The 14,204-nt window shown below is 55.2% G+C and carries 12 protein-coding genes; 3 read left to right on the forward strand and 9 right to left on the reverse strand.

All coding sequences use genetic code 11. The annotated features are described in order from the left end of the window. Positions 1-2 precede the first annotated feature (2 nt). Positions 3-1,208, reverse strand: coding sequence for a serine hydrolase (locus tag AC1MDE_RS09350; RefSeq protein WP_082678150.1), 1,206 nt, complete (start codon positions 1,206-1,208; stop codon positions 3-5). A gap of 276 nt (positions 1,209-1,484) precedes the next feature. On the opposite strand from AC1MDE_RS09350, the gene AC1MDE_RS09355 reads away from it, so the two are divergent. Next, positions 1,485-2,141: an HAD family hydrolase gene (locus AC1MDE_RS09355; RefSeq protein WP_058961967.1), complete on the forward strand. Its 657-nt coding sequence runs from the start codon at positions 1,485-1,487 to the stop codon at positions 2,139-2,141. Between the two features lies 1 nt (position 2,142). On the opposite strand, the gene AC1MDE_RS09360 is transcribed toward AC1MDE_RS09355, so the two are convergent. From AC1MDE_RS09360 to AC1MDE_RS09370, 3 genes are all read right to left on the reverse strand, one after another. Next, complete coding sequence (locus AC1MDE_RS09360; RefSeq protein ID WP_479401032.1) at positions 2,143-3,282, reverse strand: PQQ-dependent sugar dehydrogenase; 1,140 nt, start codon at positions 3,280-3,282, stop codon at positions 2,143-2,145. A gap of 105 nt (positions 3,283-3,387) precedes the next feature. Continuing rightward, on the reverse strand, positions 3,388-4,044 hold the full coding sequence (locus AC1MDE_RS09365; protein WP_058961965.1) for a DUF3313 domain-containing protein: 657 nt from the start codon (positions 4,042-4,044) through the stop codon (positions 3,388-3,390). Between the two features lie 117 nt (positions 4,045-4,161). After that, complete coding sequence (locus AC1MDE_RS09370) at positions 4,162-4,797, reverse strand: carbonic anhydrase (RefSeq protein ID WP_058961964.1); 636 nt, start codon at positions 4,795-4,797, stop codon at positions 4,162-4,164. A 330-nt stretch (positions 4,798-5,127) separates the two neighbouring features. Here AC1MDE_RS09370 and rimO point away from each other — a divergent pair, with 330 nt between their 5' ends. Then, complete coding sequence (rimO, locus tag AC1MDE_RS09375; RefSeq protein ID WP_479401033.1) at positions 5,128-6,453, forward strand: 30S ribosomal protein S12 methylthiotransferase RimO; 1,326 nt, start codon at positions 5,128-5,130, stop codon at positions 6,451-6,453. Here rimO and AC1MDE_RS09380 read toward each other — a convergent pair. Beyond that, a complete protein-coding gene (locus AC1MDE_RS09380; protein WP_479401034.1) occupies positions 6,450-6,899 on the reverse strand; it encodes a DUF4385 domain-containing protein in 450 nt (149 codons plus the stop codon). The two genes, rimO and AC1MDE_RS09380, sit on opposite strands and share 4 nt — an antisense overlap. A gap of 115 nt (positions 6,900-7,014) precedes the next feature. Between AC1MDE_RS09380 and AC1MDE_RS09385 the strand changes: the two genes are divergently transcribed. Continuing rightward, positions 7,015-8,682, forward strand: coding sequence for a methyl-accepting chemotaxis protein (locus tag AC1MDE_RS09385; RefSeq protein ID WP_479401035.1), 1,668 nt, complete (start codon positions 7,015-7,017; stop codon positions 8,680-8,682). Between the two features lie 184 nt (positions 8,683-8,866). Here AC1MDE_RS09385 and gsiD read toward each other — a convergent pair whose 3' ends face one another. From gsiD to gsiA, 4 genes are all read right to left on the reverse strand, one after another. After that, on the reverse strand, positions 8,867-9,772 hold the full coding sequence (gene gsiD, locus AC1MDE_RS09390; RefSeq protein ID WP_038647910.1) for a glutathione ABC transporter permease GsiD: 906 nt from the start codon (positions 9,770-9,772) through the stop codon (positions 8,867-8,869). Between the two features lie 10 nt (positions 9,773-9,782). After that, the gene (gene gsiC / locus AC1MDE_RS09395) at positions 9,783-10,703 is read right to left on the reverse strand and encodes a glutathione ABC transporter permease GsiC (protein WP_034820789.1); all 921 of its coding nucleotides are present in this window, start codon (positions 10,701-10,703) and stop codon (positions 9,783-9,785) included. 49 nt (positions 10,704-10,752) lie between these two features. After that, positions 10,753-12,288, reverse strand: coding sequence for a glutathione ABC transporter substrate-binding protein GsiB (gene gsiB / locus AC1MDE_RS09400; RefSeq protein ID WP_479401036.1), 1,536 nt, complete (start codon positions 12,286-12,288; stop codon positions 10,753-10,755). A gap of 64 nt (positions 12,289-12,352) precedes the next feature. Further along, positions 12,353-14,203, reverse strand: coding sequence for a glutathione ABC transporter ATP-binding protein GsiA (gsiA, locus tag AC1MDE_RS09405; protein ID WP_479398164.1), 1,851 nt, complete (start codon positions 14,201-14,203; stop codon positions 12,353-12,355). Between the last annotated feature and the right edge of the window lies 1 nt (position 14,204).

Raw genomic sequence — 14,204 nt, forward strand, 5'->3', positions numbered from 1 at the left:
GACTAGCTAAACCACTTCCCAAACCAGCCGTTGAATTTCATCATAATGAAGTCCCAGATACGGCCAATAAATCCGCCCTCCGGCACCGCTTCCATCACCACCAGCGGGCGCTGATCCACGGTTTTGCCATCCAGCTGGAAATCAATAGTCCCCACCACCTGATTCTTCTCCAGTGGCGCTTCCAGCTGCGGTGAATTCAGGGTGAAACTCGCCTTGAGGTTTTTCATCTGCCCTTTCGGCACGGTGATCGCTGCGTCTTTCGCGACACCGAGATTGACCTGACTCTGCTCACCAAACCACACGCGCTGCTGGGCAAAAGGCTTATCGCTTTTAATCGGTGTCACGGTTTCGTAGAAACGGAAACCCCACGTGAGGAGCTTCTCACTTTCACGGAAGCGAATCGCATCGGTTTGCGTGCCCAGTACCACCGAGATCAAACGCATGTCTCCGTCCACGGCGGACGCGACCAGGTTATTACCCGCGCCCGAAGTGTGTCCGGTTTTAATCCCATCCACCTTCAGGTTACTGCTCCACAACAGGCGGTTACGATTCATCTGCTTGATGTGATTAAAGGTGAACTCTTTCTCACTGTTTAACGCATACTCTTCAGGTACATCGCTGATCAAACGCTGGCCGATAATCGCCATATCGCGCGCGGTACTGTATTGCCCATCGGCATCCAGCCCGTGCACGGTCATAAAGTGGGTATTCTGTAATCCAAACGCCTTAACGTAGTTGTTCATCAGACCGATAAACGAGTCCTGGCTACCGGCGACATAATCGGCCAGCGCGATACAGGCATCATTGCCTGACTGAATCACCACGCCCTTGTTGAGTTCAGAGACCGGAATACGGTCACCCGGTTTCAGGAACATCAGTGAAGAACCGCGCAGCTTCGGGTTGCCGGTTGCCCATGCATCCTGGCCGATAGTGACCAGGTCATCGTTGTGGATCTTGCCGGCTTTTAGCGCCTGGCCGACCACGTAGCTGGTCATCATTTTGGTCAGGCTGGCGGGGTCCAACCGCTGGTCGGCATTGGACTCAGCCAATACCTTGCCGCTGTTGTAGTCCATCAAAATCCAGGCTTTGGCCTCAATTTGCGGTGCAGCAGGCGCCTGTTCAGCCTGAGTGGTGACGGGAAGGAACAGCACAAATAATGAAGTGGCAGCCAGCGGCCGCAAGGCAGAAATGACGGAGTTTTTTCTCATGAGCGTGACCAGATTGTCCTTGTTAAATCATGGTTTTCTAGCAGGTAAGACATGTCTTAATAAAAGCTACACGCTTACCACCTGCGAACAAAACCGTCCAACCGTAAAGTTTTATAGAGTTTATTAGAGTAACCCTGGCATCAACCCCGACGCGCTGCCACTTTTACTGTTACGCCGTAGTGGAAAAAGTGAGAGAAATTCCGATTTTTCGCAGAACGGTTAAGCCAGTCACAAAATTCCGCTAACCTGATGCCAATCAGCCCGAGGAGAACCACGATGGACTTAGCCGTTTTCGATCTGGACGAAACCCTGATTTGTGAAGACAGTACCAGCCTGTGGCTGCGCTGGCTGGTCTCACAGGGATTTGCCCCCGAAGCACTCATCTCTCAGGAACAAGCCTTAATGGAGAAATACCATGCCGGCACCCTGTCGATTGAAGAGTATATGAGCACCACGCTTTCCCCGCTCGCCGGTATGGCGACCCTGACGGTTGAGGGTTGGGTACGGCGTTTCATCCATCGCGATATTCTGCCACGCGTCTTCCCCGCCGCGCGGGAACGCATAAACTGGCATCAGCAACGCGGCGACACCGTGATGATCATTACCGCCAGTGGCGATCATCTGGCGGTGCCGATTGCGCAACGTCTGGGTGTACACGGCGCGTTGGCGATTGGCGTAGAAGTGGTTGACGAGCGTTACAGCGGCCAGATTTATGGCACCGCCACCTATCGTGAAGGGAAAGTCACCCGTCTGAGTGACTGGAAGGCTTTGCAACAGGATAAGCGCTTTGAAAAAACCTGGGCTTACAGCGACTCCATGAACGATTTACCCTTGCTCAACCACGCTGATCACGCCTGGGTCATTAACCCGGATGCGCTGCTGCAGCAGGAAGCGCAGCAGCGGGGATGGGAAGTATGCAGCTGGGTGCGTTAAGTTAACCACGCGAGGCGCTGGCGGGTTCCGCCAGCCCGACTTTTAGCAGCTTACCGTTGGCTTCATCGGTGAGCACATACAGATAACCATCCGGCCCCTGACGCACATCGCGAATACGTTCACCGCGATCCTCCAGCAGTCGCTGCTCTTCGACCACTTTCTCACCGTTCACCCGCAGGCGAATCAGGCTTTTTTCCTTTAATGCGCCGATAAACAGCGAGTTTTTCCACTGCGGGAAACGTGCACTGTTGTAAAACGCCATCCCGCTGATGGCTGGTGACACTTTCCACCAGAACTGCGGTTGTTCCGTGCCCGCCACGTGCGTGCCCTGCGCTTCCGGCACTTTCTGTCCGCTGTAATCAATGCCGTAGGTGGCCAATGGCCAGCCGTAGTTTTTGCCTTTCTGCGGGATATTCACTTCATCACCGCCGCGCGGGCCGTGTTCACTCTCCCACATTTGCTGTGTCCACGGATTGAAAGCTAATCCCTGTGGATTGCGCATGCCGTAAGACCAGATTTCTGCCCGCGCGTCTTTGCGCTGGACAAAAGGATTGTCTGCCGGGATTTCACCGTTCTGGGTCAGGCGCACGATTTTTCCTGAAAGCTTGTCGAGCTGTTGGGCGCTGAGGCTGGAAAAGTTGTCGCCAAAGGCAATGTAGAGATAGCCCTGACCATCAAATGCCAGCCGGGTTCCCATGTTGGCGCCGCTGGAGAGTTTGGGTGTCTGCTCCAGCACCACCTTGAAGTCGCTCAATTGACGGTTATCGTCGCTGAGCCGACCATAGCCGACCACACCGCCCGCTCGCCCCTCGTCATCTGCCGTGGTGTAACTGAGCCACACGCGGCGGCTTTGGCCGAAATCCGGTGCCAGCACCACATCCAGCAAGCCGCCCTGACGATTTGCCCACACTTTGGGTACACCGCTAATGGGTTGCGACAAGCCTTTTCCCGGCTGCCAACTGCGGAGTTGCCCGGAGCGTTCGGTTATTAACAACGTTTGATTGTCAGGCAGAAAAGCCACTGACCACGGATGATCAAGTTTGTCCTGTAGTACCTGAACCTGAACCTGAACATCAGCAGCCAGAGTCGAATGGGCATAACTCAATGCGCCAAGCAACAGCGCGACAGGCAGTAAACGCATGGGATTCTCCTTTATCACGGTCTGCCGTTAAGGGTAGTCAGCCCGTAAGAAAGGATGTGCAGGATTTACAAAACATTAAGCCCGACATAGCGCCGGGCGACGGGATTAAGGCGCGGAGAAGGCTACGACATCACGAATCATTTCGTCGATGCCCGGACGAAGATCGTTGAGCGTAATTGGCGTACTGTTGTTCGGCAGGGATTTACCAAAGGCTTTGCGCACAACTTTGATCATTGGCTTACCGGTCTGCGCATCGACCGCTTCCACCTCGAGGAACAGCGCACTGTTTTGCGTACGGTGGCCAGTGGCCGCCATGGTGCTCGCTACAACTGCCGCAATCGGCACCACTTCGTAGAACTGCATCCCTTCGTTTTCTGCCGTCACGGCGGTGATGGCGCTTTTCACCCTGAGCGTATGTGCACCAGGCTTGCCCACCACCGGTTTACGTTCTGCGACCGCGCGTTTTAACTGACTATCGGTGTACTGACGGATTTGATCCAATGTTTGCTGGCTGATGCGTTCAGTCGGTCGCGCGGCGGGATAGTAAACCACGGGTTCGAACACAACATTGGTGTAATCCGCGCTGTGATAATCCGGCGAGATCCATCGCAATGTCGGTTTACTGCTGGGTGACTGTTCAGATTTTAACTGGCTGTAATCGCCGAGAAAGCCGGAAAACTGCTGTTTATTCGCAACATGAGAGGTACAACCCACCGCCAGCATGGCTAGCGTTAACGCGGGGATATAAAGACGAAATCGCATGAGAAGGCCCTTATAAGAGGTAAATCGCTTCTCAAGTGTAGAGCGCACGCTGCGCTTTGGCGGGAAATTTTCACAGAATGGGAGAAGAAACCACCTGCATTGCAGGTGGTTAGGGAATCACTCGAAGCAGGTCTCAGGATTCTCAGACAACGAAATGAACCTTTCGCCGCCTTTGGTCAGGGCAATAATGCCGCCGCTCTCAATATCATAAACCCACCCATGCAGACGCACTTTGCCTTTACGCAGCGCCACCGCTACCGAAGGGTGTGTTTTGATATTGTTCAGCTGAGCAATCACGTTCTCTTTGACCATTTCATTGAGACGGGTTTCAACTGCTTCATAGTTACGCTCTTCCACCACGGCTTTCGCCGCATTGGCGTAGTGCAACCAGTGATCGACCGCGGGCATGCTTTCTAAATCCGCATTAGACGCGATGGCGTTCATGGCACCACAGTTGGAGTGACCGCAAATGATGATCTCAGTCACACCCAGCGCAACGACCGCGTACTCAATCGTGGCGGACACACCACCCGGTTCGGGACCAAACGGCGGCACAATATTACCGGCGTTTCGGATCACGAACAGCTGGCCTGGCTCGGATTGGGTGACCAGTTCAGGCACCAGACGGCTGTCTGAGCAGGAGATAAACAGGGCTTTGGGATTCTGGTTTGACGCCAGACTTTTGAAAAGATCCTTCCTTTCAGGGAACACATTCTGTTGGAAATTCAGAAAACCTTTAACGATCTCTTGCATTTGTCTGCTCTCACTTTATCCGCATCTGCGCTGGCGGTACGATCTGCACCGTCAACACGCGTTCAAATTCTTCAGTGCGGTGAATAACTTACAATCACCAACCGAACATTTAAGCAAAACAGGCTGGATTACACAACTCGGATCACCGTTAACGGTTCGCAGTCGTCAGCCTTATCGGCGACGATTTGAACGGATAACGGCTCCATTAAGCATAGCGGGAAACGCCCATTACGCGGTTAAGGAGATTCTTACATCACCTATACATTTTCCCTCGCAACCTCTGTACAATCCCCCGCCTATCCACACTAATTATGATGAATTATTATCCTTATGAGCCATGTCAAAAATCCGCCGCGCGTAGGCTTCGTCTCACTCGGCTGCCCAAAAAACCTCGTCGACTCAGAACGCATCCTGACGGAACTGCGTACTGAAGGCTACGATGTGGTGCCACGCTACGATGATGCGGAGATCGTCATCGTTAACACCTGTGGATTTATTGATAGCGCCGTACAGGAATCACTGGAAGCGATCGGTGAAGCGCTGAACGAGAATGGCAAAGTGATCGTCACCGGTTGCCTGGGTGCCAAAGTGGATCAGATCCGCGAAGTACATCCTAAGGTACTGGAAATCACCGGCCCGCACAGCTACGAGCAAGTGCTGTCGCACGTTCACACCTATGTGCCAAAGCCGGAACACAACCCGTTCCTGAGCCTGGTGCCAGAGCAAGGCGTGAAGCTGACGCCGCGCCACTACGCTTACCTGAAAATTTCCGAAGGCTGTAACCACCGTTGCACCTTCTGCATCATCCCTTCTATGCGTGGCGATCTCGACAGCCGCCCGATTGGTTCGGTGCTCGACGAAGCCAAACGTCTGGTGGAAGCTGGCGTCAAAGAGCTGCTGGTGATCTCACAGGATACCTCGGCTTACGGCGTGGATGTGAAGCACCGCACCGGTTTCTGGAACGGATCCCCGGTGAAAACCAGCATGATCAGCCTGTGCGAACAGCTGGCGAAACTCGGCGTGTGGGTGCGTCTGCACTATGTCTACCCGTATCCGCATGTGGATGACGTGATTCCGCTGATGGCCGAAGGCAAAATCCTGCCGTACCTCGACATCCCATTACAGCACGCCAGCCCGCGCATCCTGAAGCTGATGAAGCGTCCTGGTGCGGTTGAACGTACGCTGGAGCGCATCAAACGCTGGCGTGAAATTTGCCCGGAACTGACGCTGCGTTCGACCTTTATCGTCGGCTTCCCCGGCGAAACCGAAGAAGATTTCCAGATGCTGCTCGACTTCCTGAAAGAAGCGCGTCTGGATCGCGTTGGCTGCTTCCAGTACAGCCCGGTTGAAGGCGCGACGGCCAACCAACTGCCGGACCAGGTGCCGGAAGAGGTGAAGCAGGAGCGTTTCGATCGCTTCATGCAATTGCAGCAGAAAATCTCCAGCGAACGTTTGCAGGAGAAAATCGGCCGTAAAGTGTTGGTGATCATCGATGAAGTGGATGAAGAAGGCGCGGTGGGTCGCAGCATGGCCGATGCACCTGAGATCGACGGTGCGGTGTATCTGAATGGCGATCGTCAGGTGAAAGTCGGTGATGTGGTGCGTGTTAAAGTTGAACACGCCGATGAGTACGATTTATGGGGTACGCGCGTTTAACCGTGCTGCTGCTGGTGCGCACGTTTGCGCGCCAGATAATCGGTGTCCGATCTCAGCCGATCCCAGCATGATTTGAAGATGGCCGCCGCAGCGGCCTTTTCTTTTTCTGTGGTACGAGGTAGCTCGTTACCGTCTGCATCATATTTGCGTCCGCCTTTGTGATTGCTATAGCGACGTGCGCGGGTATATCCCATCTGAATAAATTTTCGCGCCATATCCATGCCGACAAAGTCGTCCTGTGCACGATACTCCTCAAACAACTGCATGATCTGAACGGAAGATTCCTGAGCCAGTTCCACGGTTCGGAAGCGCCAGAATGGCAGAATTTCGCTCTTGTAAGGCTCCACCATTAACACCCCCTGCTCACCGCGCCCAACCTGATAAAGGTCTGGCCGCTGTCGGAAATCGATATTCTTAAAGTCTTGTTCGTAATCAAAGGGTTTCACTGCATTTCTCCTGCACGACATTATCACTTACTGCAATTATTTTTATTGCGGCTCTTAAGCAATGTGCTTTTACACCGATAACTTCTCTACTAGCCTACTTTGCTCAGGGAAAATCATGTTAACGAAAATGAAAATTGTGACTGCCATCATATTGATGCTGTTGGTATTCACCGCTATGCAGGCCATCTCCGGCTCACTGTTTTTATCTTCCCTGATCGCTGGCCAGCATAATTTCACCGCCAGTAACCAGCTGTCGCATCAACAACGTGAGTTCTCCGATAGCTGGCAAACGCTGGTGAAAACGCGCGTTATCATCAACCGCGTGGCGATTCGCATCCTGAAGAATCAGACCGATGATGCTTCACGCGCTGCCATCAACAAGCTGCTGGTTTCCGCGGGCGCCTCGCTTGATGAAGCGAAACAGCACTTTGACCGCTACAAAAGTGTCCCACGGATTGCGGGGCAAAGTGCGGCAGCCGCCGAGCTTATCGAAAGCAAATTCGCGAACTATTACGAACTGCTGAATCAATCCGCGACCTTTCTGAAAGCCAACAACTACGCCGCTTATGGCGAGCTGGATGCACAGCAAGCGCAGGATGATTTGGAAGCGGCCTACAAGCAGTGGCGCGGTGACAACGTTCAGTTAATCAATACACGCGCTGCAGATAACGATAGCACTTATCAGCATATGCTGGTGATGGTCGCTGTGATGGCACTGATTGTGGTGCTGTTGTTGCTGGTGGTTTGGCTGCTGGTTCGCCGCATCCTGTTAGCGCCGATGAAGCAAGTGCAGCAGCAGATGGAGCGCTTCGCCGAAGGCGACCTCTCCGCCAGTTTGAAGATTGAAGGACACAGTGAAATGGCCGCCATTGCCGCGAGCCTCAACCATATGCAGCAAGCACTGTTGGGCACTATTAACAATGTGCGCGACAGTGCCGATGCCATTTTCGGCAGTGCCAGCGCGATCGCCAACGGTAACAACGATCTCTCCTCCCGCACGGAACAACAGGCCGCCTCGCTGGAAGAGACCGCCGCCAGCATGGAGGAGCTGACCGCCACCGTTAAACAGAATGCCGATAACGCACGTCAGGCGACCCAGTTGGCGAAAAACGCATCGGAAACGGCTGACCGAGGCGGCAACGTGGTGGATGGCGTCGTAAAAACCATGCGCGACATCGCCGACAGTTCGAAGAAAATCGCCGACATCACTAGCGTAATCGATGGCATTGCTTTCCAGACCAATATTCTGGCGCTGAATGCGGCCGTTGAGGCCGCTCGCGCCGGTGAACAAGGTCGTGGCTTTGCGGTGGTCGCGGGTGAAGTCCGTAGCCTGGCGCAGCGCAGTGCACAGGCAGCGAAAGAGATTAAGCTACTGATTGAGGGCTCCGTGCAGCGCGTTAATTTAGGTTCACAACAGGTGAGCAGCGCCGGCGATACCATGCAGGAGATCGTCAGCGCGGTAACGCGCGTGACCGATATCATGGGCGAAATTGCGTCGGCCTCTGACGAGCAGAGTCGCGGCATCGATCAGATTGGTGTGGCAGTGAACGAGATGGATCGCGTAACGCAGCAGAACGCCACACTGGTGCAGGAATCCGCTAACGCCTCGGCTTCGCTGGAGCAGCAGGCCAGCAGCCTGTCTTCGGCGGTGGCGCGCTTTAAAACCGGGACGCGTGCAATGATGGCACCAGTGGCAAACACGGTGAAAGCCCCTGTCACAGCTTCACCGCGTGCCCTTCCGGCTGCTGGTGTGCAGAGCAACGATAATTGGGAAACTTTCTGAGTTAACGGAAAAACCAGGTCGCCATCAATGGCGACCCTACAGGAACAAGTGCAGGTTTGTAGGGTGCGCATTAATGGCGATCCAATGTGCGAAAGTGGGATTCCGTAGGGTGCAGATTTATGGTGAACCAATGTACGAAGTGGAATTTCACAGGGTGCGCATTTATGCGCACCTCTTTAACATTTCAGGTTTTTAACTTCGGATCCAACGCATCCCGCAGCCCATCCCCCAGCAGATTGAACGCCAGCACCGTCAGGAAAATCGCCAGACTCGGGAAAATTGCCACATGCGGCGCAATCACCATATCGGCACGCGCTTCATTGAGCATCGCGCCCCATTCCGGCGTGGGTGGCTGAGCGCCCAAACCCAGGAAAGACAAACTCGCTGCCGTGATGATCGACGTCCCGATGCGCATGGTGAAATAGACCACAATCGACGACACCGTACCGGGCAGAATGTGACGCATAATAATCGTCCAGTCGGACGCGCCGATGCTGCGGGCTGATTCAATAAAGGTTTGGTGTTTCAGCACCAGCGTGTTGCCACGTACCAGGCGAGCAAATGCTGGGATACTGAAAATCGCCACCGCCACAATCACGTTGCTCATACCGCTGCCCATGATCGCCACCACCGCAATCGCCAGCAGAATGCCGGGGAAAGCAAACAGCACATCACAGATACGCATGGTAATGCGATCCCACCAGCCTTCGTAATAACCGGCCAGCAACCCCAGCAGCGTACCAATCAGCGCACCGATCGCCACCGAGAAGAAACCCGCAATCAGTGAGATGCGTGTGCCGACCAGCACGCGACTAAAAATGTCACGCCCCAGCGAATCCACGCCAAACCAGTGCATCATTGACGGTCCGTCATTCAGCCGGTCGTAATCAAAATAGTTTTCAGCATCAAACGGAGCGATAAACGGGGCGATGAACGCCACCACAATCAACAGCAGCACAAATAAGCCCGCCACCATCGCCACATGTTGATGGCGAAAGCGGCGCCAGAATTCACGCCACGGCGTACGTACCCGGGTTTCCGTCATCATCGGCATGGTTTTCAATGCCGCTGCGCGTCGCCAGTTTTTCAAGTGCGACTCCTTACCTGTAACGGATGGCCGGGTTGATCGCCGCATACAACATATCGACAATCAAATTGATCAAAATAAACTCCAGCGAGAACAGCAGCACCTCGGCCTGAATCACCGGATAATCGCGCATTTCAACAGAATCCACCAACAAGCGTCCTAAACCGGGCCAGTTGAACACCACTTCCACCACAATCGAGCCGCCCAGCAGGAAACCAAACTGCAGGCCCATCATGGTCACCACCGGGATCATCGCATTGCGCAGACCGTGTTTCACCACCACCAGCGACTCACGAACCCCTTTGGCGCGCGCGGTGCGCATATAATCTTCCTGCATGACTTCGACAAACGAAGCGCGGGTAAAGCGTGCCATTACCGCCGCGACCGCCGCACCCAGGGTGATGGACGGCAGAATATAGTGTTTCCAGCTATCGGCACCGACAGTTGGCAGCCAACCCAGCTCAACAGAGAACACCTGCATCAGCAGCATGCCTAAGGCGAAAGCGGGAAAAGAGATGCCAGACACCGCCAGCGTCATGCCGATGCGATCGGGCCAGCGGTTGCGCCAGACGGCCGATGTAATACCGATGGTCATACCGAAAATCACCGCCCACACCATGCTGGTGAGCGTCAGCCATAGCGTCGGGAAGAAGCGCGCGGCTATCTCTTCCGAGACCGGACGTTTCGACACCATCGACTGGCCAAAATCCCCCTGCAACGCATTGAGAATAAAGTGCCAGAACTGCTGGATCAGCGGCTGATCGAGACCGAGTTCCTGACGCACCAGCGCCACCACCGAGGCATCCGCTTCCGGCCCCGCAATCAGGCGCGCCGGATCGCCCGGCAGCAGGTGGACAAACAAGAACACCAGCACCGCGACAATCAGCAGCGTGGGGATCAACCCCAGTAGTCGTTTGAGAAAATAGTTGAGCATGCAAAATCCTGCGCAGCAGCGGCCAGCCTCGCAAGGCTGGCCGCGCCTGTTACTTCAGATCCGCCTCATCAAAATTGAATGAGGTGTCGGGCATGACATAAAAACCGGTGAGGTTTTTATTGTTCGCGGAGAGCAACTGCTCAACCACCAGCGGAATCCACGGATGGTCGTTCCAGATACGATCCTGAGCGTCTTTGTACAGTTTGGCTTTCTGCTCACGGTCGGTGGTTTTCAGTGCATCGCTCAGATCTTTATCCACTTGCGGATTGCTGTAGAACGCCGTGTTAAAGATGGCTGGCGGCCAGGAGGTGGTAGCAAACAGCGGCGTCAGTGCCCAATCTGCTTCACCGGTCGAAGCTGACCAGCCAGTGTAGAACATGCGCACACCGCTCTCTTTCTGCCCTTTACTCTCGACTTCTGCGGCACGCTGACCCGCATCCATCGCCGTGACTTTCACCTTCACGCCGACCTGCGCCAGCTGCTGCTGAGTGAACTGCAGCACTTTCTGCGCGGTGCTGTGGTTGTGAGATGACCACAAGGTGGTTTCGAAACCGTTCGGGAAGCCGGCTTCTTTCAACAGCTCACGTGCTTTGGCCGGGTCATATTTGATCGCCGGGTATTTCTGCGCGAAATCAATCGCCGGTGGCACGATACCGGTGGCTGGCGTGGCATAACCGGCAAACGCCACTTTGACTAACGCCTCACGATTGATGGCGTATTCCAGTGCTTCACGCACTTTTGGATTATCAAACGGCTTCTGCGTCACGTTGAGGCTGATATAGCGCTGCATAATCGATGGCGTGGTGACCACATCGAGCTTGCTGTTGCCCTGCAGTAGTTTGGCCTGCTCAAACGGCACCGGGAAAGCAAAAGTCGCTTCGCCGGTCTGCAACATCGCCGCACGGGTGTTATTGTCTACTACCGGGCGGAAAGTGATGCTGTCCAGCTTCGGATAGCCTTTCTTCCAGTAGCCATCCCACTTCTTCACTTTGACGAAGTCGGTCTGATTCCAGGTAACGAACTCATACGGACCGGTACCCACCGGATGGAAGCCAATGTCCTTACCGTATTTCTTCAGCGCGGTGGGCGAAATCATCACTGCCGCCGGGTGCGCCAGATTGTTGATGAAGGCCGAGAACGGCTGCTTCAGCGTAATCTTCACCGTGGTCGGATCCACCGCTTCGGTGCTGGCGACATACTTGAACAGGTTGTAACGCTTGAGATGATTATCCGGGTTGCTGGCACGGTCGATGTTGGCCTTGACCGCTTCCGCGTTGAAATCGGTGCCATCCTGGAACTTCACGCCCGAGTGCAGTTTGATAGTGTAAGTTAAGCCGTCGCTGCTCGCCTGATAGCTTTCCGCCAGCACGTTTTGCAGCTTCATGTCCTTATCAAAGCCGAACAGTCCCTGATAGAACGCCTTGGCCACCGACTGCGACAATGTGTCATTGGCGTCGTACGGATCCATAGTGGTAAAGGTTGACGCCACAGCAATCACCGCGTCCTTCGCTGCCCACGCTGGCATTGCCAACGCTGAACTCAACAACCCGGCAGTGATAACCCCTTTTCGCATAATATGGTGCATTGTTATCGTTCTCCTGTAATCCCTGTCATGCGCGACATCCGTGGATGACGCGGTTGCTTGCTGCTCAGGCACCGCTAATGGCGTGGCGGGCAACAAAATGCCCCGGTGCCACTTCCAGTAACGGTGCCACTTCTGGCTCATCACCCAAGGGGCGGATCGGGCTGGGGATCTCATCCACCATTAACGCCCGCTCGCGATGACGGTGCGCCGGATCGGCGACCGGCACCGCGGCCATCAGTTTTTTCGTGTAAGGATGGCGCGGCTGCTCAAACACCGCCTGGCGCGGCCCCATTTCCACAATCTGTCCGAGATACATCACGGCCACGCGATGGCTGATGCGTTCTACCACCGCCATATCGTGAGAAATAAATAAGAAGGCGATACCAAACTCGCGCTGCAAGTCGAGCATCAGATTGATAATTTGCGCTTGAATCGAGACATCCAGCGCCGAGACTGACTCATCGGCAATCACCACTTTAGGGTTCAGCGCCAATGCGCGAGCGATGCAGATGCGCTGGCGCTGGCCGCCTGAGAACTCGTGTGGATAGCGTTGCGCATGCTCCGGCAGCAAACCGACGCGCTCCAGCAGCCAGGCTACACGCTTCTCCGCCTGGCGCCGATCCATGGTTTTGTGCACCAGCAGCGGTTCCATAATCGAGAAACCCACCGTCAGACGCGGATCGAGGGAGGCGTAAGGGTCCTGAAAAATGAACTGAATGTCGCGCCGCAGCGAAGCCAGCGCGTTGCCCTGCAACGCATCAATACGCTGACCATTAAAAGTAATGGTGCCGCCCTGGCTGGCAACCAGGCGCAGCAGCGATCGACCGGTGGTGGATTTTCCGCAGCCGGATTCGCCGACAAGCGCCAGCGTCTCGCCAGCGTGCAGATCAAAGCTGACCTTCTCCACCGCATGCACACGGCGCTTCACGCGATTCAATAACCCACCACGAATATCAAAGCGCGTCACCAGATCGCGTACCTGCAAGATCGGCGGCTCATCGCTGCGCACCGTATCCTGCGGTGTGGCGATCTCTTCTCGGCCATTGGTGTGCAGTAAGGGGAATTTAGCGGGCAGCGGCTGGCCGCTCATCGCTCCCAACCTCGGTACTGCCGCCAGCAAGGCGCGGGTGTAAGGCTGTTGCGGCGCATCAAACAGCTGCTGCACCGGCGCACGCTCAACCACATCTCCACGATACATCACCTGCACGCGATCGGCCATCTCCGCCACCACACCCATGTCGTGAGTGATAAAAATCACCCCCATCTGCATCTCTTTTTGCAGCACGCGGATCAGCTGCAGAATTTGCGCCTGAATGGTGACGTCCAGCGCGGTAGTAGGCTCATCGGCAATCAGCAAAGCCGGTTTGCATGACAGCGCCATGGCAATCATCACGCGTTGACGCATGCCGCCGGAGAGTTGATGCGGAAAACGCGATAACACATTGTGGGCTTCAGGTATGCGCACCAGATCCAGCATGCGCCGTGCTTCGGTCTGCGCTTGTTGGTGGCTTTTGCCCTGATGTAAACGGATGGATTCGGCGATCTGCTCGCCCACGGTAAACACCGGGTTAAGCGAGGTCATCGGCTCCTGGAAAATCATCGCCATATCGGCACCGCGCACTTTGCGCATCTGGCTGGTGGTGGCGCGCATCACATCCAGCACCTCGCCGTTACGTCGACGCAGTTGGATCTCGCCACTGACATCGCCGCCCGCCTGCTGAATCAAGCGCATCAGCGCCAGCGAGGTGACCGATTTGCCCGAACCGGATTCCCCCACCAGTGCCAGCGTTTCCCCACGATGCAAATCCAGTGAAAGGTTACGCACCGCTTCGGTGATTCGCCCTTCATGCTCAAACCGTACGTTGAGGTCACGCACCGCCAAAACCTGCTCGGGTGCAAACTGCTGCTGCGTCATG

Source organism: Pantoea folii (assembly GCF_056678875.1).